The following is a 24,614-nucleotide window of genomic DNA, read 5'->3' as shown; positions in this document are numbered from 1 at the left end:
GCAGGAGGTCGTGCGAGCTCGGTGACGGCTGGGCGGCCAGGTAGTCGTTCGTCGCACCAGCGAGGAGATGCAATGCGTGGTGTCGTCTTCCGTGGAGACCGTAAGATCGAGATTGCCTCGTTCGACGATCCGGTGCCCAGCTCGAGCGAGGTGGTCATTGAGGTCAAGGCGTCGGGGATCTGCGGCAGTGACCTCAAGTTCTACCGGGGAGGCGCGAAGGCTGCCTTAGCCGCGTTCGGTACTGGTCCAGCTGACCTCGATGGCGACGCTCGCGTCATCGCTGGGCACGAACCGTGTGGAGTCGTCGCCGCGACGGGGCCCGGGGTGGACGAACGGTCGGTCCGGGTGGGCGACCGCGTGATGGTCTACCACTACACCGGGTGCGGGATGTGTCGCGAGTGCCGTGCCGGCTGGACGCAGATGTGCGAGCACGGGGCCGGGCTCATCGGGTCGACCGTCGACGGCGGCCATGCGGACTTCCTGAAGGTCCCCGCGGTCGCCGTGCTCCCGTTGCCCGATGAGCTGAGCTACTCTGCCGGAGCAGCAATCTGCTGCGGTACCGGCACCGCCTACGGTGCGTTGACCAGGTTGGACCTCTCTGCCCGCGACACGATCGCCGTCTTCGGTCTGGGACCTGTGGGCCAGTCGGCCGTGCAGTTGGCTGCCTCCATGGGGACGTCAGTCATCGCGGTCGACGTCTCAGAAGAACGAGTCGCTCTGGCTGAAGGCTTTGGTGCGGCTCACGCCATCGACTCGAACAAGGTCGATCCGGTGGAGGCCATTCGCGAGCTGACCCGGGGCCGAGGGGTGACCTGTGCACTGGACGCGGCGGGTTCGTCAGGGGCACGGCGGGACGCCGTGCGAAGCCTGGCGAACTGGGGCAGGGTCGCCTTCGTCGGCCACGCTGAGGCGGAGACGACTTTCGACGTGAGTCGCGAGGTCATCCGAAAGCAGCTCACGATGATCGGGTCGTACACCTTCTCCGACGTAGTGCAGACGGACTGTGCTCGCTTCGTGGCCGATCGCGGTGTCGACGTCGACAAGGTGTTCACCGATCGGTGGACGATCGACGCCGCCGCGCACGCATACGTCGAGTTCGACAAGCAGCTCGGAGGCAAGGCAGTGATCGAGTTCTGACGTCGGGGACACTCCCGACCAACTGAGAGGACGACGAACATCAGCGAACGACTGAGTGGCAAGGTCGCGTTGGTCTCGGGCGGTGCCCGGGGCCTCGGAGCCGCACACGTCGAGTTGTTCGGCGAGGAAGGTGCGTCCGTCTTCTTCGGTGACGTGCTGACCGACGAGGGGTCAGCACTCGAGGCCGAGCTTCGACAGCGTGGCCTCGACGTTCACTTCCTCCGCCTCGACGTGACCCGACCGGACGACTGGAGCGCTGCGCTCGACCGCGTACTCTCCGTGCGCGGCACGCTCACCACGCTGGTGAACAACGCTGCGATCTTCAGTCCGGAAGGAACCGAGGCGCTTTCCCAGCGGCGGTGGAGGCAGGTGATGGGTGTGAACCTGGAGGGCCAGTGGCTCGGTATGCGGACCGTCCTACCCACGCTGGTGGCCTCGGGCAACGCCTCGATCATCAACATCTGCTCCGTGTACGCCCAGATCGGGAGCCCTGACGCGATCGCATACCACGCCTCCAAAGGTGGGGTTCGGATCATGACCAAGTCGACCGCCCTGGAGTATGCCGGCCGGGGAGTGCGAGTCAACTCGGTCAACCCAGGCGTGATCGACACGCTCTTTGCCGGTCCGGCAACTCCCGAAACCGAGTCTGCCGAGATCGGTCTCGTGCCGCTGGGCCGAAAGGCCCAGCCGCGCGAGGTCGCACACGCTTCCTTGTTCCTCGCCTCCGACGACGCCAGTTACGTGACGGGCGCCGAGATAGTCGTCGACGGTGGGTGGACGGCACACTGACCCAGAAGCTCTCTGAGCATTACAGAGTGCGACCGGCGTCGACGACAAGCGTCGTGCCTGTCACGTAGCGGGAGTCGTCTGAGGCTAGGTACATCACCGCGTTGGTGACGTCGTCGACCTCGACCCAAGGGATTGGGATGGTGTGCATCTGCCGGGCCGCCGAGTTGGGCGCCTCGGCATCGGCACGGCTGGGGTTCTGGACGTCCGGGAAGAACAGCTTCCACGTGAGGTCGTTCTGGAACATCGGGGTGGCGACGTTGGTCGGGCACACCGCGTTGACCCGCACCCCCTGCTCGCCCAGTTCCAAGGCCAGGGTCTTGGTCAGTCCGACCACGCCGAACTTGCTCGCGTTGTAGTGGCCGATGCCGGGAACGGCCTGAAGACCGCAGGTCGAGGCGGTGAAGATCACTGATCCGCCGCGACCCTGGCTCAAGATGTGGGGGATGGTGGCCTTCGCTGTGTTGAACGAACCGGTCAGGTTGACGTCGATCTGCTCCTTCCACTCCTCTGCTGTCAGGTCGAGGACGTTCCCGAAGCCGCAGACGCCGGCGTTGACGGAGACGACGTCTAACCCACCGAGTTGGGAAACGGCTGCGGACACGACGGCGTCAAGTCGCTCTGCGTCGCGGACGTCTACCTGGGCGGCAGCAACGCGTCGGCCGCGCGCCTCGACACCGGCCGCGGTCTCGTCGAGCTCGCCCTTGGTACCCAGCGCGTAGCCGATCGTGGGGAGATCGGCGCAGATGTCAAGAACTATGACGTCCGCTCCCTGTTCGGCAAACCTCCAGGCGTGGTTTCGGCCTTGCCCGCGCGCAGCACCAGTGACCAGAGCAATCTGGCCATCGACACGGCCCATCGTTTCCTCCGGCGTAGGGGTAGCAGGATATTCCCACATCATATATAGTATGTCCAGAGAAGCGCTGCCGCCCGATGGTCTCGCTCTCTGCCGTCTACGGGCCGTCCTGGGTCGCACGTGACGAGGTGCTGCCTGACGCCCGGTCTCGACCTGGAGCGTGCATGAAGTTCGGAATCCGCTACTCGGACACCGGGGTGGCCGACATTGTCACGATCGCCCAGGCGGCCGACAGCGCTGGGATCGAGTCGATGTGGCGTGGCGAGCACGTCCTCGTCCCGCGGGAGATCAAGTCGATCGACCCCTACTACGCGCGCGGGTTGCCTCCGGGAATGGAGCGGTTCGCCTCCTTGGACCCGAACACGCTCGCGGCGTATCTTTCGGCGAGGACGGAGAGCATGCGCTTCTGCATGGGTGTCAACCTAATCGCGTTGCACAACCCTTACCAGCTCGCCCGCGTCGTGGCGACCGCCGACATCGTGAGCAACGGGCGGATCATGCTGGCGGTGGGAGTCGGGTGGCTTCGTGAAGAGTTCGACATCATGGGAATCGACTGGGCCACGCGAGGATCGCGGACCGACGAGGCAATGGCGGTGGTACGGGCGCTTTGGCGCGATCCGCATCCTCAGTTCGAGGGCAAGCACTTCCATCTCCCCCCGGTCACTTTCCAGCCCAAGCCCGTCCAGGCGAGTCCGCCACTGTACGTGGCGGGCCTCTCCAGGTTTGCGTTCAGGCGTGCGGCGCGTCACGGTGACGGTTGGTACGGGCACGACCTGTCGGTCTCCGAGGCCGCCGGGATCATGCGTCGCATCGAGGAAGAACGCGTCGCGGCGGACCGTATGGATCATCCGTTCGAGTACACCACTCGAGCCCCCCACGACATCTCACCCGCCCAGGTCGAGGAGTTCGCGGCCATCGGGGTGCACCGGCTGGTCCTCGATGTCGGCTCCGCGGCCTTTGACGGGCTTTCCGTCGTGGTCTCGCGTCTCGAAAAGATCGGCAAACAGCTGGTGTCAGCCCAGTGAGCGCAGCCGCGGGCGGGCCGGGTTCCGCGCCAGAACTGAGAGAGAATAAGATGGATCTTGGCAAGGTCGGTATCTGGACCAACCAGCTCACGCGCCTGACGTCGCCGGAATTCCGTGACACGGTTCAGGAGATCGAGGAGCTCGGCTTCGGGACGCTGTGGTTCGGCGAGAGCGCGTTGGGCCGCGAAGCGTTCACGAACGCCGCGCTTACGTTGAGTTGGACCGGACGCATCGTGGTCGCCACGGGCGTCGCGTCCATCTACGCGCGTGACGCGTCGGCGACGGCGTCAGCCCAGCGGGTGCTCTGCGAGTCGTTCCCTCATCGGTTCTTGCTGGGACTGGGAGTCAGTCACGAAGGACTGGTGAAGGCCCGGGGGCATTCCTACGACAAGCCCCTTGACGCGATGCGACACTATCTGCGCGGGATCGACGTGCATCCGGCGGGAGACCTGCCGCACCCCCCTGTCCCACCGCCGCGAGTCCTCGCCGCATTGGGGCCCGGCATGCTGGAGTTGGCCCGAGACCACGCGCAGGGCGCCCATCCGTTCCTCGTCACGCCGGAACACACGCACCTGGCCCGAGAGACCTTGGGTCCTGGTCGGCTGCTGGCCCCCGAACAGGGTGTCCTGCTGGAAGAGGACCCGGAGGTCGCACGCTCGATCCTGCGAGCCGAGATCAAGAATCGCTTGGGGTACCCCAACTATCGCAAGAGCCTCGTCCGGCTCGGCTGGACCACGGACGACTTCGCCGGCGGTGGTAGCGACGCACTGGTCGACCGCCTGTTCGTGTGGGGCTCGGTGGCGGAAGTCGCCGCCCGCGTGAAGGAGCACCTGGCCGCAGGGGCCGACCACGTTGCCCTGTACGTTCTTCGCGCCAAGGCGGGCGGAGTCCCGATCGAGGAATACCGTCAGCTCGCCTCGATCGTCTGACTGTCGTCCGTTGGACCGTCTCGCCGCAGCAGCCAGCGGCCCGTCCCGAGGCTCCACGGAGAACTTCCTATCACGACCGAGGGTTTATCATGGCGTGGACTGGAAAATACGATCGCCTCTTCATCGGGGGCGAGTGGGTCGAACCCAAGTCGAACGACAGAATCCAGGTGGTCTCGCCGTACACAGAGCAGGTGTTCGCCGAGGTTCCTGCCGGGTCGAGGGCGGACGTCGACCGTGCGGTGCAGGCTGCGCGTGCTGCCTTCGACGGCGGGCCGTGGCCTCGGACCACAGTGGGCGAGAGAATCGAGCTGCTTCGTCGGCTGAGTGCCGCGTTCTCGCAGAACCGGGAGGTGCTCGCTCGTCTCATCACTCAGGAAATGGGATGCCCGATCACCCTGTCCCGGGTCCTGCAGGCCACCAGCCCGCAGATCGTGATCGACACCTACGCGAGGATCAGCGCTGAGTACCCCTTCAGCTCGCTGCGGCGTTCCGGCACCGGCAACGCGCTCGTGACGCGTGAGCCGGTGGGTGTCGTGGCCGCGGTCGTGCCGTGGAACGCCCCGCAGTTGCTCACGCTGTTGAAGCTGACCCCCGCGCTCGTCGCCGGCTGCACCGTCGTGCTGAAGCCGGCACCGGAGACGCCGCTGGACGCCTATCTCCTCGCCGAGATGCTGCAGAATGCGGGCGTGCCCGAGGGCGTGGTGAACATCGTGCCCGCGGATCGGCAGGTGAGCGAGTACCTCGTCACCCATCCCGACGTCGACAAGGTCACGTTCACCGGATCGACTGCCGCAGGTCAACGCATCGCGTCATTGTGTGGGAAGGATCTCCGAAGGGTCACACTGGAGCTAGGAGGGAAGTCGGCCAGCATCATTCTTGACGACGCCGACATGGACCTGACGGTCGGAGCCGTTGAGGGATCCTCCTTCCGCAACGCCGGGCAGGCGTGCAGCGCCAAAACGCGCCTCGTGGTCTCGCGCAGGCGCAAGACGGAGCTTGTCGAGCGGCTGGTCGCCTTAATCGAAAAGATGCCCGTAGGCGACCCGTTCGATCCCGCCACGAAGATCGGTCCCTTGGTCACGGCTCGCCAACGAGATCTCGTCGAGGGGTACATCGAGTCGGGGCGCTCCGAGGGCGCCAAAGTCGTGGTGGGAGGCAGGCCGCCGCGTCTCGATCACGGCTGGTTCGTCGAACCGACCGTCTTCGACCAGGTCCGACCCGACATGCGGATCSCCCAGGAGGAGATTTTCGGCCCGGTGGTCTCGGTGCTCACTTATGAGAGCGAGGACGAGGCGGTCTTGATCGCGAACAACTCCAGGTACGGCCTCAGCGGCTCCGTCTTCACTAGCGACCTTCAGCACGGAATGGATGTGGCCAGGCGGCTGCGCACTGGCACGGTCGAGTTGAATGGCAGCCCCGCGGGCTATGAGGCGCCGATGGGCGGCTTCAAGAACAGCGGGATCGGCCGCGAGTTCGCTCTCGAAGGCATTGACGGCTACGTCGAATTCAAGTCAGTGGGTGTGCCGGACAGCCTCGCGGACTCGCTGTCCTAGAAGCCGCCGAGCCCGCCGCGACACCCGTCTGCCAATACGATATATAATATGTAATTTCTTTACCTGGTTCGAAGGTCTCGACGCGCGCATCAGGAGGAGCTCATGGCCGGCCGCGTAGACGGCAAGGTGGCACTCGTGACGGGAGCAGCCCAAGGGCAAGGCCGCAGCCATGCCGTCAGGCTGGCGGAGGAAGGCGCCGACATCATCGCGGTGGACATCTGCGAGCGGATCGCCTCCGTGCCCTACCCCCAGGGAACGGAGGAGGGCCTGCGGGAGACGGCGAGCGCGGTGGAGGCGCTGGGCCGGAAGATCTTTGCGGTGCGGGCCGACGTCCGCGACTTCGAACAACTCAAGCGTGCCGTCGACGACGGGGTGGCCCTCCTCGGCCACCTGGACGTCGTCTCGGCCGGCGCCGGCATCCTGAACTTCGGTGAGCTCGCGTCGCTGTCGGACGCCGACTGGCAGGACCTCATGGACGTGAACCTGACCGGCGTCTGGCACACCTGCAAGGCTGCGGTCCCCCATCTCCGGGCCGCCGGCGGCGGATCCATGATCTTGACCAGCTCGACGGCAGGTTTTATCGGCATGCCGGGCATCGGACACTACGTCGCAGCGAAGCACGGTGTCATCGGACTCATGAAGACGCTCGCCCTCGAGCTGGGTGGCGACAAGATCCGCGTAAACACCGTCAACCCGACGAACGTGAAGACCGACATGCTCATGAACGACGCCGTCTTCGCGCGATTCGCCCCCGACCTCCCCGCCGAGGAGCGGACGCTGGAGAACCTGATACCGCGGTTCAAGGCGCCGCACGCGCTCGACGTCGGCTGGATCGATCCGATCGACGTGTCGAACGCAGTTCTGTGGTTGGCATCGGACGAATCCCGCTACGTGACGGGCGTGTCCATCACGATCGACGCCGGTCACACCGCTCAATAGCAGCTCCAGGCCTGTCGCTCCCCGCACGGGTCGCCTGCCCAGCGCTAAGTGAGGAGTTCTCATCATGGGAAAGATGGACGACAAGGTCGTTCTGGTCACCGGCGGAGCGCGGGGCCAGGGGCGGTCCCACGCTATCCGCATGGCTGAAGAGGGCGCCGACGTCGTCGTCACCGACATCTGTAAACAACTGCCCTACGTCGACTACGCGATGGGCACCCCTGAAGAGCTGGAGGAGACCAGGCGGCACGTCGAGAAGCTCGGCCGCCGCTGCCTGGCCTACCAGGTCGACGCACGCGACCGTGCCGGCATGCGAGAGGCGGTCGACACGGCCGTCGCCGAGTTAGGGCGGCTCGATGCCGTCATCGTCAACCACGGCATCGCCGTGCCGCACACTACCCTGGGGCCGGACCACGATGACGACGTCTGGGACCTCGTCATGGACGTCAACCTCAACGCCGTATGGCGCACCGTGCGGGCCGTCGTCCCACACCTGAAGGAGAACGGCGGATCTATTACGGTCACGTCGTCGGCGGCTGGACTCGTCGCACTATTCGGTCGGGCCGCCTACGTCGCGTCCAAGCACGGTGTCATCGGTTTGGTGAAGACTCTCGCCGCCGAGCTTGCGCCGTACTGGATCCGCGTCAACGCGGTCTGCCCGACCGGCGTCGACACCCCGCTCTACCTCAACCAGCCGATCATCGAGGCCTTCACCGGCAAGCCGAACGGTACGCGGGAGGACATGATCTTCCCGGCGACGTCGCTCAACCTGCTGCCCGTGCCGTGGATCGAGCCAGTGGCGGTGTCCCACGCCATGCTGTTCCTCGCCAGCGACGAAGCCCGGTACATCACAGGGGTCGCGCTTCCCGTCGACGCCGGGATGACCACTCAGCCTCCAGGCATCACGCCGTACGTCGGACAGCGACTGGCCGAGCTGGGGAACTGAGGAAGCCTGACATGCTCTACACACCTCGTGCAACAGCCAAGCGGATGGCGGCGCTCCCAGGCGCGGCCTTCGTCAGCCAGCCCCGGCACGTAGGCAATGCGGAGCTGGGTCTCATCGGTGCCACGTCCACCCTCGACGTCACCCAGCCCTGCCCGTCGTTTCTGATCGAACACGACCGCGGTCTCGTGCTCTTCGACGCCGGTTTCGACCCGCGCGGCCTGGACGACATGGCTGCATACTATCCGGAGATCTCGAAGGCGCTTCCCATGGCGGGAAACCGTGACCTGGGTATCGACCGGCAGCTCGATGGTCTCGGCTACCGGCCGAGTCAGATCTCGTACGTCATCCCGTCCCACCTGCACTTCGACCATGCCGGCGGGCTCTACCTTTTCCCCGATTCCACTTTCCTGATGGGATCCGGCGAGATGGCCTTCGCCCTCCAGGCGCACGACAAACCGCAGGCCGGGTTCTTCCGAGTCGAGGACCTCCTGCCGACACGTCATTTCGACTGGATCGAAACCGCTCATGATTTCGACCTGTTCGGCGACGGAAGCGTCGTTCTCCTCTTCAGTCCGGGACACACCCCTGGCTCGCTGGCATTGTTCGTCCGCCTGCCGAACCAGAACATCATCCTGTCCGGCGACGTCTGTCACTTTCCGCTCGAGGTCGACATGGGTATCATCGCCACTTCCTCCTTCAGCCCGTCGTACGCTACCTTCGCGCTTCGCCGTCTGAGGATGATTAGCAAGGCGTGGGATGCGCGGATCTGGATCCAGCACGAGGAGGACCACTGGAATGAGTGGCCCCACGCTCCCGAGTACATCGACTAGGCGGTGGACGGGGGAGAACGCAATGGACCCGATCGGTCGGGTGGTCGGCAAGACGGCAGTCGTCGTGGGCGGTGGGCAGGCGCCAGGGGCTACCGTGGGCAACGGGAGAGCCGCCGCTGTTCTGTTCGCCCGCGAGGGCGCCAAGGTGCTCGTGGCCGACCGCCATTTGGCGAGCGCCGAGGAGACGGCTGGGCTGATCAGGTCCGAGGGGGGGACCGCGGCCGCTGTTGAGGTCGATGTCACGCGCGAGGCCGACATCGAGCGCTTGGTGGCCGTCTGTGTCGACACCTGGGGTGGGCTCGACATCCTGCACAACAACGTCGGCATCAGCGAGGCGGGAGGGGACGCGCCGGTCACCGAGATCACTCCGGAGGCGTTCACCCGCATCATGGAGATCAACCTTCTCGGGATGGTGCTGGCCTGCAAGCACGCCCTGCCCATCATGCGAGAGCAGGGACGCGGGGCCATCGTGAACATCTCCTCAGTCGCTGTGAAGATCGACTATCCCTGGGTCACCTACCAGACGTCCAAGGCCGGTGTCGTCACCCTGACCGAGCACCTGGCCATCACCAACGCGCCTTACGGTGTCCGTGCGAACGTGATTCTGCCGGGGCTGATCGACACGCCGATGGCAGTAGAGCGCCACGTGCGCGACGGTATGACCAGGGACGAGGTCGTCGCCAGGCGTTCGGCGAGGACTCCACTCAAGGGACGACCCGGGAACGCGTGGGACGTGGCGCATGCCGCGCTGTTCCTGGCCTCGGACGAGGCTGGCTTCGTCACCGGGGCGACCCTCACCGTGGATGGCGGTCAGACTCTCGTCGTGGGCTGAGCGGTGTGCTGCTGGGTCACTAGGTCATGAGGAAGCCGAACGGGCTACGCATGTCGGGTTGGCGCCTGATCAGCTAGGGATGCCACGTGCCGGCCTCACGTCGCCGTGAGGCGTGGAGAAGGAGAAACACATGCGAATCGGCCTCAACCTCCAGAACTACGGCCCGCTCGGACATCGCGCGGAGCTGATGGCGGCGGTAGATGCCGCTGACGAGCTGGGATTCGACTCGGTCTGGGTGTCTGACCACATTCTGATGCCGAAGTCCTTGCCCGAGCCCTACGGAAGCATTACGGAGGCCCTGTCGACGCTGGCGTTCATCGCCGGCCGGTCTGAGAGGCTGAAGCTCGGCACCTCCGTCGTGGTGCTGCCCCAGCGAAACCCCATCCTTCTCGCCAAGCAGGCGGCGACGATCCACGAGCTTTCGGCGGGCAGGTTCACCCTGGGAGTAGGCGTCGGTTGGGTCAGAGCGGAGTACGACATGCTGGGCGCCCCGTGGCCCCAGCGGGGTCGGACTGCCGACGAGTTCATCGAGGCGATGCGGGAGCTGTGGACCAACCCAGATCCTCATTTCCACGGCGATCGGGTCACCTTCCGTGACGCTCTCTTCGCTCCGAGACCGGAGGGGTACCTGCCTTTGGTGGTCGGCGGGGTCGGCGACGCCGCATTGCGGCGGGTAGCGCGGTACGGCGACGGGTGGCACGCCATCCACTCCGACGTGGAGGCCATTCGCACCGCCAAAGCACGACTGGACGAGCTGTCCGAGGGCCGGGAGCTCGAGATCCAACTGCGGATCTCGGCGAACATATGCAGTACTCGACGGCTGGAGGGTCCGGGCATCGAAGGCGACCCGGACACGGTTCGGGCAGCCATCGAGGCCTACCGAGAGGCGGGCGTTGATCTGTTGATCCTGGATTTCCCCGAGCAGCAGCTCGACGACTTCCTCGGCCAGTTGCGCACGTTTGCTGCACAGGTGGGGATCGGCTCCGCGGCCTGAGCTCAACTGGTGCGCCGGCGTCGCGGTTATGGGCCAGGCCGCTTCTCACAAAGGACCTCTTGAAGTCGAACACCATATAGCATATATTACATCATGTGACGCGCCTCACCTTGGCGGTCACTGTCATCCGTAGATAGAGAGGCGCCGACATGGCAGGGGAACACCTTCAAGCACAGGCTCGTCGGGTCGTCACGGGTGTTGACGGAGCTGGTAGGTCGACGTTCGACTCGGACGGACCTACGCCCGTCCGGCGCGCGACTGAGGGATTCACGATCTGTGACATCTGGCAGGTCGAGAAGTTACCGGTCAATGTCATGGATGGCGACGCGTCGACGGGTGAGGTGCTGCTCGACCCGCCTTTGACCGGCTTTGTCTATCGTGTGACCACCTTCCCACCCGACAGCGAGTGGGACCCTGCCGCGGGGTACGCCGCCTCACTCGAAGCATTGGGCGGTGCTGACGCGATGCGCGATGGCGAGGGAAGCGACATCGCTGGTCTCCACGAGACGGACACGGTGGATATCGTCACCCTGCTCTCCGGTGAACTCTATGCGATCACCGAGAGCGGTGAGACGCTTTTGAAGCCAGGCGACTCTATCGTCACGCGTGGCACCAAGCACAGTTGGAGCAACCGCACTGATAAGCCCTGCACGCTGGTCTGCGTGCAGTGCGGAGCGACGCGCTGACGACGAATCTGACACCTCGGTCTCCGAGTGGAGCCCCGGCGTCATGGGCTACTTGTCGTCCGCGAATGCTACTGCTTCACCGTTCAACACCAGGACGCCCGCTGCCGACCTCGTCTCCAGGCGAAGTGAGACCCTCAGCGCGCCACCGGCCGCGAATGCACGCTCCAGGACCGTCGCCACGCATTCGAGCATGTCCCCTGGCGTCATTGGAGCAAGGAAGCGCCCGCCGAAGGAGCTCAGTGTGCCGTGTCCCGCGATCGAGGTGAGGAAGGCCGACGTCAGTCCGGCTGGAGAGCATCGGGATGACAATCTGTGACATCTAGCAGGTCGAGAGCCTGCCCGTCGAGGTTCTCGACCGGGATGCCACGACAAGGCAGGTCCTGCTCAACCCGGCGAAGACCGGTTTTGTCCACCGCGTGACGACCAAGGCGCCCGACAGCGGGTGGGATTGTAGCGGGGGAATACCGCGCCCTGCTCGAGTCGATGGGTAACGCCGACGCCTTGACAGACGATGTAACTGGCCTACCCGGCCTTCACGAGTCGGACACGATCGACATTGTCACGATCATCTCCGGTGAGCTGGTGGCCGTCGGCGAGACAGGGGAGACGTTCCTCCGACCGGCGACTCTGTCGTCGCGCGTGGCACCAAGCACAGCTGGAGCAACCGCCCGACAAGCCCGTCGTGCTGGCGTGCCTGCAGATGGGCGCGCTTCGCTAGCGACAAGGTCGACAGCGGACGCCGCTGCAGTGACATTTCTTGAGCACAAATCCACCTATGCGTATGGAGGAAATCATGGGCCGTGTCCAAGGCAAGATCGCACTTGTCACTGGCGCCGCGCGGGGGCAGGGGCGTAACCATGCTCTGAGGCTTGCCGAGCAGGGAGCAGACATCATCGCTCTGGACATCTGCTCGGACCTGCCCACCGTCCCGTACGCGTTGGGAACCGAGGACGAGCTCAACGAGACTGCGGCGCTGATCGCGAAGCTTGACCGCCGTGTCGTCACGGCCAAAGTCGACGTTCGGGACGCAGAAGGCCTGAACGATTTCGTGGCAGAAGCAGTGTCCGAGCTCGGCGGGCTCGACATCGTTGCGGCGAATGCTGGCGTTCTCGCTTTCGGTCAGCTCCTCGACATCTCGCCCGAGGAGTGGAAGGAGCAGCTCGATGTCAACCTGACGGGAGCATTCAACACGATGAAGGCCACCGTTCCGCACATCCTGGCTCAGGGACGCGGCGGGTCGGTGATCTTAACGGCGTCGATCGGAGGTCTGGAGGCGATTCCCAACATCGGACATTACAACGTGAGCAAGTTCGGTGTCGTGGGGCTTGCGAAGACCCTCGCCCTGGAGCTCGGCGACAAGTTCATACGTGTCAACGCGGTGTGCCCAGGCAACGTGGACACTTTCATGATGCAGAATGACGCCACGATGAAGTTCTTCTTCCCTGACGTCGAGAATCCAGGCCGAGCCGACGCGGAGGCTCCCGACTCGATCGCGCGGACGATGAATACCATCCCTGTTCCGTACGTCGACGTCGACGACATCAGCAACGCCGTGCTATACCTGGCCTCCGATGAGGCGCGCTACGTCACCGGTACCACGCTCGTCGTGGACGCCGGTCGAATGCTCAAGTAGACGGACGGCAGGTCCGGTGCCTGGACGACTCAGCCGAGGACGGCGAGGGGCGCCAGTCCAGTACGTCGCGATCGCCGCCGTCGTCCCGGCCCGGACCAGCCCCCGCAGGTCCGCGGCAGGCGGACTGTTCGTCAGGTCCCTGACCGCCGAGACCTCGATGGCGGGCACGACCATGTCCCCCTCTCGGGCCGGGCGCGTGTGGTCGCAGCCGTGCCAACCGCCGATCGTGATCAGGTAGGGAAGGGTCTTGGTGGCCCGCGCCAGGCCAGGCCAATCCTGTCCCAAAATAGGCGACAATAGATATATGATATATAGAAAGTTGGTTTTGCAATGGAGACAGCTCATGAGCACTGAGAGGTGTACATGGGGGGCGGCCACGCAATGCCCACCAGGTCGAGGCCATCACGGCGGACCTGATAGGCATTAACCGCCGGCGCAAGTCGCATGCCGGCATGCGCGTAACGGACATCTCACAGATCGGGGGACCGACCTGGCTCCGTGCCGTCGATGCCCGCTTGAAGTCAGTTCAGATGGGGAGGGCGGACCCTTCCCTCCGTCGATGGTCGACACCGCGTATGCCGGGTTCTCGTGTGCAACACGTGTGGGTGCTGATGTTCCCGGGGATTGTGGCAGCGTTGACCGCCATTCCTGTGATGGCTCTAGGCCCGATCGCGTTCGCAGTGCGTGCTGACATCGAGCTGAGCACGGCAGACATCGGCGTCGCCTTCTCGTCGTTCTTCCTCTGCTCGGCGTTGTTCGCCAGCGCGGGGGGATGGCTTGTGGTGAGGTTCCCAGCGAGCGCCGTGGCGCGCGTCGGGACGTTGTGTTCGGCAGGTGTTTGCGTCGTGTTGGGAGTGGCGGAGGTCAAGCCGCTTCTATTGGCAGCCTGTCTGGTCGGGGGGATGGTCAACGGCGCGGTGACGCCCTCGCTGAACATTCTGATCACCAGAGTCGTGCCTGATCGGCGGTGGGGGCTGGCCTTCGGCATCAAGGCCGCAGCTGCGCCGGCCGCGGCTTCGCTAGCAGCTTCCGGGGCATACGCGGCAGCGTCGTCGGGGTTCTCCTGGCGGCATATGTACTGGATGTGCGCCGCCGCGGGAGTCGTGGTGGTCGCGGCTTCTCGAGGCTTGGACTCGGGTCCTCCGTCGAGGAGTCCTGTCCGGGTCCCACGCAGGAGGGTCCGCCCACGGCTGTCCTTGAAGATTCTCGGTGCGGGGGGATTGCTTGGCAGTACAGGGTCCTCGGTCCTGACCCCGTACCTGGCCGACGGCCTCATCGCTCAAGGCGAGCCCCCGGGCAGAGCGGCTGGGCTGTTGGCGGTGTCCGGCTGGTTGGCGATCACGGCGAGGATCATTGTGGGTGTCTTCTCTGACCGCTCACCTGACCCCCTGACGCACCTGCGAGCCGCGGCGCTTCTGCTCCTCGGGGGCTCGATAGGCATGGTCGGGCTGGCGACCGGCGGCACCTTCCCGGTCCTGCTCGTAGCCACGCTCGTGGCGTTCGGGCTGGGCTGGGCATGGCCAGGGCTGGTGCACCACGCGGCGCTGGCGACTCATCCCGAGAACCCGGCCGGTGCGACCAGCTACATGCAGACCGGCACGTTCCTGGGGGCTCTGCTCGGGCCGCTGGGGTTCGGCTTCGTCGCAGCCCATGGTTCCTTCACCTTGGCCTGGAGCATCTCGGCCGCGTCTGCGTTGCTTGCCTGCGGGTTCATGCTGGCGACTGTCCGTCAGCTTGAACACGGCGCCGCGAGCTGACTCACGGGATTCAAGCGGCGATCAGGAGATCGGACAACATAGACCGTTGACGGTACGCATCATATAAAATATTGTGTCACGCAGCGTCCATCCCACCTGACTTGGGCCATGTTGATCGTCCTAACAAGATCCCGAGCCCTTGACCCGTGGTGTCGCCGCAGCGGGCGTCGAAAAGTGCGCACCAATCCGGCTTCCTAGACTCCCGCCGCCGATCCCTGCCGCGCCCTCGGACGCCTCCACCAACTCCATGCGACGAGGAACGTATCTACGGAGAACCAACCCATCCGCGGACAGGACCCTCCGAGTCTGTTTGGTGCTAACCGTTCGTGCCAAGGAGATCTTCAGAGCAAGGCCGATGGCACCGGTGCGCACCAAATCGAGCGAAGCGATCAAGGGCCCTGTAAGCGTGAATCCGGAGGAACAAAATGACTGTGCGCGCGCCCGATCCGGTAGAAACGGCAGCCTCCCCGCCGGATTCCGCGAATGAGGTGGAAACTGACAGTCTCTTACGAAGGTTCGCGTCGTTCGCGCTCCGCTGCGGGATGCTGTGGGTCCTGGTGGTGCTGGTCATTGTGGCCCAGAACCTCTACCCGACGTTCCTCACCGTCGACAACGTTCGTAACATGATGTCCCAGAACGCCCCGGCAGCGATCATCGCGGTCGGCATGACCTTCGTCATCATCGGTGGTGGGTTCGACCTCTCCGTCGGAGCCATCTACGGGCTCGGCGCGGTTACGTTCGCGAAGATGACCTCGCACCTCTCGCTTGGAATCAACCTGGTCGTCGTCGCGCTCGTTGGCATTGCGGCCGGGCTGATCAACGGTCTCATTATCACAAGATTCAAGGTCAACCCGTTCGTGGCGACCCTGGGCACGTCTTCCTTGTTCCTAGGGGCTGGGTTCATTTATTCCAACAACTACCCCGTGGTGGCCGAGGCTGGTTCCGATTGGCTTGGGGCGGGCCAGTTCCTGGGTGTCCCGATCAGCGGGATTGTGATGGTGTTGGTCTTCCTGGCTGGGGGCATCTTGCTCTCGAGGACGACCTTCGGTCAAAGCGTCCGTGCTGTTGGCGGCAACGGGGAGGCGGCCCGTCTCGCTGGTCTTCGCGTAAATACCGTGCGGTGCACCACGTACGTCTTGACAGGCGCGCTTGCGGCAGTGGCTGGTTCCATCGACACCTCCAAGCTCAGTTCTGGACAGGCCGACCAGGGTGCATCCCTGCCCCTCTTGACTATTGCGATTGTGATCCTCGGTGGAACCTCGCTCAGCGGCGGTGAGGGAGCGATGTGGCGCACGGTGGTCGGCTTGCTAATCATCGCCACCATGACGAACCTCTTCGACTCCCTCGCGGTGACCACCGCGGTTCAACTGATGGCACAAGGGGCTGTACTCATCGCAGCAGTCGGCTTCGACATGTTCGGACGTGCGGCGCTGCCCCGCAGAAGAGTTGCAAAGAGATGACCGGAACCGCGGCGCCCACCAAGGACATCATCATCTCTGCGGCTGATCTGGGCAAGATGTTTGGGGGGATCGCGGCCTTGGCGGGCGCCAATCTCACCGTCCGTGGCGGGACCATCCATGCGCTGGTAGGTGAAAACGGAGCCGGCAAGTCGACCGTCCTAGGGGCGATTGCCGGCCGTCTATGGGTGGATTCAGGGAAGATCCTCCTTGACGGGCATGATGTAACACGCATCACGCCCAGAGCTGCGCGAAAACTGGGCGTGGCGGCGATCTATCAAGAGCTGACGATCATCTCAACGCTTACGGCGTGCGCCAACGTATACCTGGGCCAGACACCCGCTCGCGGTGGAGTGGTGCTACAAGGCGCCGTGAGAACGCGGTTCGAGGCGCTCTGCCGTCGGGTCGGCGTATCTATTCCAGCGGACGCCCGGGCGGGCGACCTGTCTGTCGCAGATCAACAGATGCTCGAAATCATGCGAGCATTGGAGTCAGGCGCACGAATCATTCTCCTGGATGAGCCAACCGCGTCTCTGGTCCAGGCCGAGCGCGAAAACCTCTTTCGCATCATGCGTGAGCTCCGAAGCGACGGGGTCACCATGGTGCTGGTGTCCCACAACCTGGGCGAAGTGCTCGCGATCTGTGATGAGATTACCGTCTTCCGCAACGGCGCGACCGTCGCTACGGGCCCTGTTGGCGAGTGGACCAGGGATCGCCTGCTTGGGGCGATGCTGGGACAGGCTGCACCCGATCTGCTGGCCAGCCACCGGACAGGCGAGCCCGTTGGTGATGTGGAGATGGTCCGCATCGACGACCTTCATGTTCCGGGCGTGTTGGATGGAATCTCCATTCGGGCGTGCCGTGGTGAAATTCTTGGCGTTGCCGGCCTTGTCGGATCTGGGCGCACCACGTTGCTCCGCGCGATCGCCGGACTCGAGCCGACAGCCACCGGTGAGCTGACTGTCGATGGTAGCCATACGCACTGGCCGACGACCGTGCGTCGGGCACTCCACCTGGGCATCGCACTGATTCCAGAGGACCGTAAGGTTCAGGGCCTCCTTCTTCATATGAGCTCGCGAGAGAACGTTGGCATCTCCAGCCTCAGGCGCTACTCGCGGTGGGGATTTGTGCGCCGAAGGAAGATGTCGCGAGAGGTCGGTGACCTCGTGACGGTCTACTCGCTTGATCCGAGCCGCATCGAACAACCCGTGCGGAACCTTTCTGGGGGCAACCAGCAGAAGGTACTTCTGGCTCGGTGGCAGTTGACGAGGCCGAAGGTTCTTCTAGCAGATGAGCCGACGCGGGGCATAGACGTGGGAGCCAAGGCATCGGTTCTGGAAAGCCTGCGGGCCTTCGCCAACGACGGAGCGACCGTCATCGTCGTCTCATCGGAGCTAGAGGAGCTCACGGTCCTTGCTGATCGCGTCGTTGTGCTCTCCGGGGGACGGTTGGTGGGGGAGATCGATGCCGGGCCGGAAGGCGTCAGCGTGGACCGTATGCTCGCGGCGGCATTTGCCGACTGAGAAGCAGCTGAAAGGTCTCGCCCGCGCCGCCGGTTGTTGCAGCGCTATCGAAGCTGTTTCTCGGAAGTGAAATCCGAACAGAAAGAGGTAAATCAATGATCCGATCGCCGGGGACCGCGAGGCGTAAATCGATGGTGCTCATGCTGTTATTAGCGACGATGCTTCTCGTCGGCGCCTGTGGGTCGTCAGATGCCACCAGTCCTGGAAGCGGTAAGAAAGTGACCATCGACGTCGGCGGCGGGAAGATCATCACCGTGACCGGCCCGCCCAAGGTCGCGTTTTTCACCTTCGGTAGCAACAACGCCTACATGTCGGTGATCAACCCGAGCATGAAGCGGGCTATCGAGGCGATCCCGGGTGCGGAGTTTACGATGTTCGACCCGGCGTTCGATCCGCAGAAGCAACTCAACCAGTTGCAGAACGCGTTGGCCAGCAGGAGGTACAACGCCTGGATCGTGGACGCCGTGGACGGTTCTCTCATCTGCAACATCGTGACCAAGGAGGCGCCGGCTGCCAACATCGCCGTCGTGCAGGTGGCCGGCCCCGCGTGCGGCTTGGAGAAGGAGCCGAGTTCCCAGGATCACTGGGCGCCGGGGACGGTGGCGATCGTAGACAACCTCAGCACCAACTTCCTGGTGGACTGGTATGAGTACGTGGTCAAGAAGAACCCAGGCCCACAGAAGGTCATCGTCGTGACGGGGCCGGACACCCACCCGACCTTCCTCCAGCATAAGAACGCCCTGGCGGAGATCCAGGCCAAGTACCCGGATTTCAAGGTCGTGGCGATCGCGCCTACCGACTTCTCCCGCCTCAAAGGTCAGCAGGTGACACAGTCGCTGCTCCTGGCGCACCCGGATGCGACGTTGCTCATGGGGATCTACTCGGACATCACCGAGGGCGCGTTGACTGCCATCGCGCAGGCGGGAAAGACTGGCCAGATCAAGGTCTACGACCGGGGCGGCTCCGCGCCCATCATCGAGGCAATCAAGGCTGGGACGGTCGCCGCGACGACGGCGAACTACCCGATCGATGCCGCCAATGCCGCCACCGATGCCCTTCGCAGGGCCTTTGCCGGGGAGGAAGGTCCTCGCGTCATCCTGAATGACGGTGGACCGGTTCCGGCTGGATCTGAGACCGGGATGACCCCGATCGACTCGTCCAACGTGGCTGACTTCCATGTCGAGTACGGCGGCTAGAAGTTCGTAGTGGCCCGGCTCCAGGAGGCGCTCGGTCCCTGGAGCCGGGCCACGGATTTCGGGTGATGGGTAGGCCATTTGATACCAGAGATTCTCTGGGCACCTGGGCTGCGTGAGCGGCACCTCGGCGGCGGCCACCGAGGTCCCGGGAGCGCATGTGCGCCAGATGGACGACCTCATAACGATCGTGTCCGGAGAGCTCTACATCGTGCTGCAGGGAGGCGGAGACCCTGCTGAGGCAGGGCGACACGGTGATCCTTCGCGGGGCCATGTGCGCCTGGAGCAATCGCGGCGACAAACGGGCACAATCACCTCTCTGATGATGGGCGCCCGGTCGTGAGAGACAAACTGGCTCCACTCTAGTGTCCCGTGATTGAATTTAATTCACAGGCGAGGTGGATTAAAATAGCGGAATGGGCTTGCCTGCGGATGAATGAACGTGTCCGGTACCCGTTGGATCGAGGGACCCGGCGCCGAAGGCGACCCCGCGGCGGTTCGGGCAGCCGTCGACGCCTACCGGGAGGCCGGCGTCGATCCGCTGATCCTGGACTTCGCCGAGCGGGAGCTCGGCGGCGTCCTCCGCCAGCTTCGGACGTTCGCCGAACAGGTCGGGGTCGGTTCCGCGACATGAGCCTGTGGGCGGCAGGCGGTGTGCTGCGTACTGCCTACCGCGATGTCACGCACGCCTCCGCTTCACCAGCGAACAGCAGAACGCCCGTTGCTGACCTGGTCTCCAGGCGAAGCGACACTCTCCTCGTGCCGTCGTCTTCGGTGACGACCTCGCAGACAGTGGCCAGGCATTCGAGCGTGTCTCCTGGCCTCACCGGAGCAAGGAAACGACCTCCGAAGGAACGCAGGGCGCAGTGTCCCACGATCGAGGTAACGAAGGTAGCGGTCAGACCCATCGTCAACATGCCGTGCGCGATCACGCTGGGCCTGGCGGCCTCCAACGTGGCGAAGATCTCGTCGACGTGCACGGAGTTGAAGTCGCCCGAGGCGCCGGCGTACTGGGCGATGTGGGCACGTGAGAGGTTCTCCACAAGCCGTGCTCGGAATTCGTCGCCGACGGAGACGGTCTGGTCGCTAATGTTAGCCACGAGCTTCACTAGGTGGACTCACCCGAACGCTGACCTTTCGGGCACGTACGAGGAGGTGGCCGTCTTGGTTGCGGTACTCGGTCACCGTCTCGGTGAACTCGAGCTTTCCCGACATTCCTTCCTTGGTCCAGGCCTGGCCAGCGAAGGTCGCCACGACGATTCGATCACCGACCCGTAACGGTGCGAGATAGTCGAAGTACTGCGCGGCATGGACGGTGTCGGTTCGGCCGCCGTGTCCCGGTTCGTTCCTCGGCAACGTGGGCCGTGTCTTTCCGGCCGGGTCGAAATGGTCGAGGGCAGCCACGAAGGTTGGTGGAGTGACCAGGGCGGTCCCCGGCTCCGCGCCGAGCTGGGTCTCGTAGCACGGGTCGACGTCGCCCACGCTGCGGGCGAACAGCATCACGTGACCCGGTTCCACATGGGCCTCGTATCTCGTCGTCAGCACACCGCCACCCTGACGCGGTCGGCGCTGTCGGCGACGACTTCGCAGTTCGGAGGCAAGGTCGGTTCGTCCATAGAGGCTCCCCTTCAGCGGCGCGGGCTCATGGCATGTGAATCCAGGTAGAGGCGAGCTTCGTCCCTGGATTCGACGCCCTACAGGGTCGTCGCGTGCCCGCCGTCCACAGGGACTATCGCCCCAGTGACGAAGGAACCCGCGGTCGAGGCGAGGAACAAGGCGGCTCCTGCCATGTCGGAGGGCCTCGCGAACCGCTTAAGCGGCACGGAGGCGAGGACGGCCTCCTCGCCGAGCGTCTCGATGGTCCCGGCAAGCATCTTGCTTCTGAACAGGCCCGGGGCGATGACGTTCACGGTGATGTGGCGTGACGCGAGCTGGGCCGCCAGATGGCGGCTGAGTTGGTGCGTAGCGGCCTTGGACGAGGTGTAGGCGTAGGTCTCGTGGTGCGGTACGTGGAAGGCGTCGATCGAACCGATGTTGATGATGCGGGCTGGCTCGTCGGGCGAAGCCGCGCTCTCGATGAGTGGCATCAGCGCTTGGACGAGGAAGAACGGACCCTTCACGTTGACGTCGAACACCTTGTCCCAGCCTGACTCCGGGTAGTCGGCCAGGCTCTCGGCCCAGATGGAACCGGCGTTGTTGACGAGCACGTCGAGCTTGGACTCACGTTGGCTGAGACCGGCGGCCAGCGAACGGCAGCCCGCGACACTTCCCAGGTGAGCGGGAATGGAGTGGCACTCGCCGTAGCCGGACAGCTCTTTGGCCGCTAGGTCCGAGGCCTCCGCGCTGCGTCCGCACACGTAGACCCGAGCTCCCGCCTTGACGAACCCTTCGGCGATCGCTCGGCCGATGCCGCGACTACCACCGGTGACCAGAACGGTCTTTCCCTGGACGCCGAACAGTCTTTCGAGCACGATTTCTTCGGACACATTCGCTCCTTCGATCGTCACAGGCGTCTCCCGCATCACGGGCGAACTCAGGCACCACGGCTCGTCGGCATTCCGTCCAACTCGACCACGCGGAACGGTGGGCTCTCCCCACCGCCAAGGCAGTGCGACGGTTCAGACTGCGCGGGTACCAGGCGCGTCGGGCGAACGAAGCTGGCAAGCAGGGCGAGTCGCCGACGCATCCATCGACTGGGGTCGTCGAGCCGATCGCCCTCGCGGAGGTTTCATACATGATACACGATTGCCGACGGGAGAGGGGGCGACAACCTTTCGGGTGAGGCTCGACGGCGCGGCCGCTCACCAGCCGCCGAACGAGAGCCCGCCGTTGACGCTGACGGTCTGTCCGGTGATCTGGGCCGCCTCTGGTGACGCGAGGAACACGATCGCGTTCGCCACGTCGTCGGCATCGGGTGCCTTCCCGAACGGGAACCGTGATATCGCCTTCTCGAAGAGATGTTTCTCAAAGCTCTCGGTCGCGAAAATCCTGTCCCACGACCGGGTCCCGGCGGTGAGGGTCATGGCGACGGCGTTGACGCGGACCTGGTCGCGTGAGAGTTCTCTTGCCAGCGTCTTGGTGGTTTGGATGATTCCGGCGGCATATGCGCCGATCATGGTCTCGCCGGTAGTGGCGTGCCGGGCCGCGTCCGTGGTGAGCATGACGACGCATGAACCGGGCCGGGCACGTAGTAGCGGGATGGCGGCATGCACGGGGTACATCCTTGCCAGAAACCTTGTCATCACCCCGTCGCGGACCTCGTCCGGCGACATGTCGGCAAACGGCTTGGGGTCTCCCTTCCCCGATGCGCCCGCGCTGACCAAGACGTCGATGCCGCCGAAAGCCGCGGCCGACTCCTCGACGAGCCGGGACGCCTGTGTGTGGTCAGCGCAGTCGGCGATGCTCAACGCCACTCTCGAAGAGTGCTCCCGAAGCGCATCGAGCGCTGCCTGGCCTCGCTCGGGCGAACGACCGTTGACGACCACGTTCGCGCCGCGGTCGAGGAACCGCTGAGCGGCGCGGAAGCCGGTACCGCTCGTTCCCCCCGTGATGACGACCGTCTTGTTCGACCATGGCTGGCTGGCTGGCGGAACGTTCGTTCCGTTCATGCGGTCCTCCTCAGGGCTTTGGGCCACGACTCGGTGCTGCCTGACCGGCGCGTCGCCGTCGTGGGTGGGGACGCGTCGTCCAGCGGAATTGCCGTCACGTCCCGGCAGACGAGCGCCGGGCCTTGGTGCCGGCTCCGGCGTCCTCCGCCATCGAGCACGCCGGAGGACGTCACCGGTCGTCAGGCGCGACAGGTTCTACTGCTCCCGTGCATCGCCGCGTGGCTGTCCGGCGGTCTCCGTACTACGACGAGGTGGGTTTCGTGCGGGTGTCGTCCGACGTGGGGACGCTGGTCCGGCCGCATGATTCCCGCGCGCTCAGTCGTCGGCGAACAGGACGCCGGCAGCCAACAGCTCTTCGACGTGCTCCGTGTCGTACACCTCGGCAGCGATGTCCCGGGTGTCCTGGCCGACCCGTGGCGGACTGCTCGAACGCTCCGGGCGTTCGCCGCCGAATCGCCACGGGGGACGTACCAGCGCAAGACCGTTGCGCTCTCGTTCGACGAGCTGCAACCACTCGGTCTGCGGATGAGCGATGAAACTGCCCATGGTCAGGACCGGAGCGAACGGTACGTCGTTCGCGGACAGCAGCTTCTCCCACAGGAGCGCAGGCTTCTTGAGGAACTCCGCCTCGACGATGTGGGCCAACTCGAAGTAGTGGTCGGTACGGCGCTCGTAGGTGGTGAATCGCGCGTCCTCGGCCAGGTCCGGCCGGCCCATCGCGTCGCAGAAGGCCAGCCAGAACTTCTGCGACGAGGACAGGTGGACGGCGATGTCCTCGCCCGTAGCGGTCTTGAGGCAGAAGTTCTGCGCCTGTGGGTGGCGGCTTTGTCGGCTCGGATCCGTCTTGCCGTCGTCGTAGTACTGCGTGAGAGCGTCGACGGTGAGCGTGCTGACAGCCTCCATCAGAGACGTCTCGACGTGCTGACCCGATCCTGTCCGGGCCCGCCCCACGAGCGCGGCCAGCACACCCGCTGCGTTGGTAAGACCCGTGATCAGGTCAGCCATACAGGTGCCTGCGAGTTGGGCCTGCCCTGCGTTGCTCAGCACCGAGTACAGGCCGCCGACTGCCTGACCGATCGTGTCGTACGCGGGCCGCTGTTCCAGCGGACCCCCGCTGCCGAACCCGGTCACGGACGAGTAGACGAGATCGGGACGAAGTCGGGCGCATTCCGCCTGACCTAATCCCAGTCCCGTCATTTTGCCTGGCCGCATGTTCTCCATGACCACGTCGAACCGGGGGATGAGTGCCTTGACCAAGGCGATTCCGTCGGGGTGCTTGAGATCTACGGCGAGACTACGCTTCCCCGCGTTATATTGAACCCAGAACTTGCTGTCGGTGTTCTGGGTTCGACGGAAATCGTCCCCTCCACCGGGCTTCTCAACCTTGACGATCTCCGCACCTAGAGCGCACAGGAGGGATGTCGCGTACGGGGTGGAGATGTATCCGCCGATCTCGAGGATCCGGATGTCCTGAAGAGGTTTGTGCTGCATCGGTGGACCTCGCTCAACCGTCGTGTGCTGTCTTTGTGGCACTAGCGTTCTGAGCTGCTATTTCTTGTGTAGATCGCAGACTGCGGGTATGCCTGGATCGCGCGCCGTGCCGATCGAGCTTTCCGACGAGGAGCGGGACGTATTGGAGGGCTGGGGGGCACCGTCGGATACGGCGCAGAGCGTTGGCGACTTGGTCGCGGATCGTGCTGGGCTGCGTGCGCGGGTGGGACGAACGGGCAGGCCGGGGTGACGGTGGTGACGTGGCGGCCAGGTTCGCGGCCGACCGGTTGGAGGGCCCGCCGGACGAGCCGCGGCCGGGCCTGCCGCCATCCGGAGACCGACGCCCAAGTCCACGAGGTGACCACGAAGACGCTGGAGCAGACGCTGCCGGACCGTGCACCCACCGGTCCACCTGGTCGATGGCGAAGGCCGTGGACGTGTT

At 64.8% G+C, this 24,614-nt stretch carries 23 protein-coding genes; 17 read left to right on the top strand and 6 right to left on the bottom strand.

Annotated features, from left to right (window positions below):
- Nucleotides 1-72: 72 nt before the first annotated feature.
- On the top strand, nt 73-1,137 hold the full coding sequence (locus BCD48_RS08185) for a zinc-dependent alcohol dehydrogenase family protein (protein ID WP_071047711.1): 1,065 nt from the start codon (nt 73-75) through the stop codon (nt 1,135-1,137).
- Between the two features lie 69 nt (nt 1,138-1,206).
- On the top strand, nt 1,207-1,926 hold the full coding sequence (locus tag BCD48_RS08180; RefSeq protein WP_198543146.1) for an SDR family NAD(P)-dependent oxidoreductase: 720 nt from the start codon (nt 1,207-1,209) through the stop codon (nt 1,924-1,926).
- Between the two features lie 19 nt (nt 1,927-1,945).
- On the opposite strand, the gene BCD48_RS08175 is transcribed toward BCD48_RS08180, so the two are convergent.
- Nucleotides 1,946-2,824, bottom strand: a complete 879-nt coding sequence (locus BCD48_RS08175) for a mycofactocin-coupled SDR family oxidoreductase (RefSeq protein WP_241841587.1) — start codon at nt 2,822-2,824, stop codon at nt 1,946-1,948.
- A 119-nt stretch (nt 2,825-2,943) separates the two neighbouring features.
- Between BCD48_RS08175 and BCD48_RS08170 the strand changes: the two genes are divergently transcribed.
- From BCD48_RS08170 to BCD48_RS08100, 15 genes are all read left to right on the top strand, one after another.
- The gene (locus tag BCD48_RS08170) at nt 2,944-3,804 is read left to right on the top strand and encodes a TIGR03619 family F420-dependent LLM class oxidoreductase (protein ID WP_071047708.1); all 861 of its coding nucleotides are present in this window, start codon (nt 2,944-2,946) and stop codon (nt 3,802-3,804) included.
- Between the two features lie 50 nt (nt 3,805-3,854).
- Nucleotides 3,855-4,733, top strand: coding sequence for a TIGR03620 family F420-dependent LLM class oxidoreductase (locus BCD48_RS08165; RefSeq protein ID WP_071047707.1), 879 nt, complete (start codon nt 3,855-3,857; stop codon nt 4,731-4,733).
- Nucleotides 4,734-4,822: 89 nt separating this feature from the next.
- Nucleotides 4,823-6,286: an aldehyde dehydrogenase gene (locus tag BCD48_RS08160; protein WP_071047706.1), complete on the top strand. Its 1,464-nt coding sequence runs from the start codon at nt 4,823-4,825 to the stop codon at nt 6,284-6,286.
- 102 nt (nt 6,287-6,388) lie between these two features.
- Nucleotides 6,389-7,225, top strand: a complete 837-nt coding sequence (locus BCD48_RS08155) for a mycofactocin-coupled SDR family oxidoreductase (protein ID WP_071047705.1) — start codon at nt 6,389-6,391, stop codon at nt 7,223-7,225.
- Between the two features lie 64 nt (nt 7,226-7,289).
- Entirely contained in the window at nt 7,290-8,168 is an 879-nt protein-coding gene (locus tag BCD48_RS08150; protein ID WP_083418320.1) for a mycofactocin-coupled SDR family oxidoreductase, read from the top strand.
- Between the two features lie 11 nt (nt 8,169-8,179).
- Nucleotides 8,180-8,998 (top strand): N-acyl homoserine lactonase family protein, encoded by an 819-nt coding sequence (locus BCD48_RS08145; RefSeq protein WP_083418319.1) that lies wholly within the window; start codon nt 8,180-8,182, stop codon nt 8,996-8,998.
- A 22-nt stretch (nt 8,999-9,020) separates the two neighbouring features.
- Nucleotides 9,021-9,830 (top strand): SDR family NAD(P)-dependent oxidoreductase, encoded by an 810-nt coding sequence (locus BCD48_RS08140; RefSeq protein WP_071047702.1) that lies wholly within the window; start codon nt 9,021-9,023, stop codon nt 9,828-9,830.
- 130 nt (nt 9,831-9,960) lie between these two features.
- Nucleotides 9,961-10,824: a TIGR03619 family F420-dependent LLM class oxidoreductase gene (locus BCD48_RS08135; protein ID WP_071047701.1), complete on the top strand. Its 864-nt coding sequence runs from the start codon at nt 9,961-9,963 to the stop codon at nt 10,822-10,824.
- Between the two features lie 149 nt (nt 10,825-10,973).
- Entirely contained in the window at nt 10,974-11,510 is a 537-nt protein-coding gene (locus tag BCD48_RS08130; RefSeq protein WP_071047700.1) for a cupin domain-containing protein, read from the top strand.
- 793 nt (nt 11,511-12,303) lie between these two features.
- Nucleotides 12,304-13,143 (top strand): mycofactocin-coupled SDR family oxidoreductase, encoded by an 840-nt coding sequence (locus BCD48_RS08125; protein ID WP_198543145.1) that lies wholly within the window; start codon nt 12,304-12,306, stop codon nt 13,141-13,143.
- Between the two features lie 611 nt (nt 13,144-13,754).
- Nucleotides 13,755-14,900, top strand: coding sequence for an MFS transporter (locus BCD48_RS51100; protein ID WP_241841589.1), 1,146 nt, complete (start codon nt 13,755-13,757; stop codon nt 14,898-14,900).
- Nucleotides 14,901-15,325: 425 nt separating this feature from the next.
- On the top strand, nt 15,326-16,360 hold the full coding sequence (locus tag BCD48_RS08115; RefSeq protein WP_198543144.1) for an ABC transporter permease: 1,035 nt from the start codon (nt 15,326-15,328) through the stop codon (nt 16,358-16,360).
- On the top strand, nt 16,357-17,880 hold the full coding sequence (locus BCD48_RS08110) for a sugar ABC transporter ATP-binding protein (protein WP_071047697.1): 1,524 nt from the start codon (nt 16,357-16,359) through the stop codon (nt 17,878-17,880). Before BCD48_RS08115 ends, BCD48_RS08110 begins: the two co-directional genes overlap by 4 nt.
- Before the next feature lie 131 nt (nt 17,881-18,011).
- Nucleotides 18,012-19,076 carry a sugar ABC transporter substrate-binding protein gene (locus BCD48_RS08105; RefSeq protein ID WP_157910446.1) on the top strand — a complete coding sequence of 355 codons (1,065 nt, stop codon included), beginning with the start codon at nt 18,012-18,014 and terminating at the stop codon, nt 19,074-19,076.
- A gap of 439 nt (nt 19,077-19,515) precedes the next feature.
- A complete protein-coding gene (locus BCD48_RS08100; RefSeq protein ID WP_131803839.1) occupies nt 19,516-19,707 on the top strand; it encodes a hypothetical protein in 192 nt (63 codons plus the stop codon).
- A 34-nt stretch (nt 19,708-19,741) separates the two neighbouring features.
- Here BCD48_RS08100 and BCD48_RS08095 read toward each other — a convergent pair whose 3' ends face one another.
- The 5 genes from BCD48_RS08095 to BCD48_RS08075 all read right to left on the bottom strand — a co-directional run bounded on the left by BCD48_RS08095 (nt 19,742) and on the right by BCD48_RS08075 (nt 24,172).
- A complete protein-coding gene (locus BCD48_RS08095; protein ID WP_198543143.1) occupies nt 19,742-20,173 on the bottom strand; it encodes a MaoC/PaaZ C-terminal domain-containing protein in 432 nt (143 codons plus the stop codon).
- Nucleotides 20,166-20,618: an FAS1-like dehydratase domain-containing protein gene (locus BCD48_RS08090; RefSeq protein ID WP_131803837.1), complete on the bottom strand. Its 453-nt coding sequence runs from the start codon at nt 20,616-20,618 to the stop codon at nt 20,166-20,168. Before BCD48_RS08090 ends, BCD48_RS08095 begins: the two co-directional genes overlap by 8 nt.
- Before the next feature lie 149 nt (nt 20,619-20,767).
- On the bottom strand, nt 20,768-21,559 hold the full coding sequence (locus BCD48_RS08085) for an SDR family oxidoreductase (RefSeq protein WP_241841586.1): 792 nt from the start codon (nt 21,557-21,559) through the stop codon (nt 20,768-20,770).
- 315 nt (nt 21,560-21,874) lie between these two features.
- The gene (locus BCD48_RS08080; RefSeq protein ID WP_071047694.1) at nt 21,875-22,681 is read right to left on the bottom strand and encodes an SDR family NAD(P)-dependent oxidoreductase; all 807 of its coding nucleotides are present in this window, start codon (nt 22,679-22,681) and stop codon (nt 21,875-21,877) included.
- A 315-nt stretch (nt 22,682-22,996) separates the two neighbouring features.
- On the bottom strand, nt 22,997-24,172 hold the full coding sequence (locus BCD48_RS08075; RefSeq protein ID WP_071047693.1) for a CaiB/BaiF CoA transferase family protein: 1,176 nt from the start codon (nt 24,170-24,172) through the stop codon (nt 22,997-22,999).
- Nucleotides 24,173-24,614 lie beyond the last annotated feature (442 nt).

Origin of the sequence: Pseudofrankia coriaricola (assembly GCF_001854805.1) — a bacterium.
In the GTDB taxonomy this organism is placed as follows: Bacteria; Actinomycetota; Actinomycetes; order Frankiales; family Frankiaceae; genus Pseudofrankia.
This window is presented reverse-complemented; position numbering and strand designations above follow the sequence as displayed.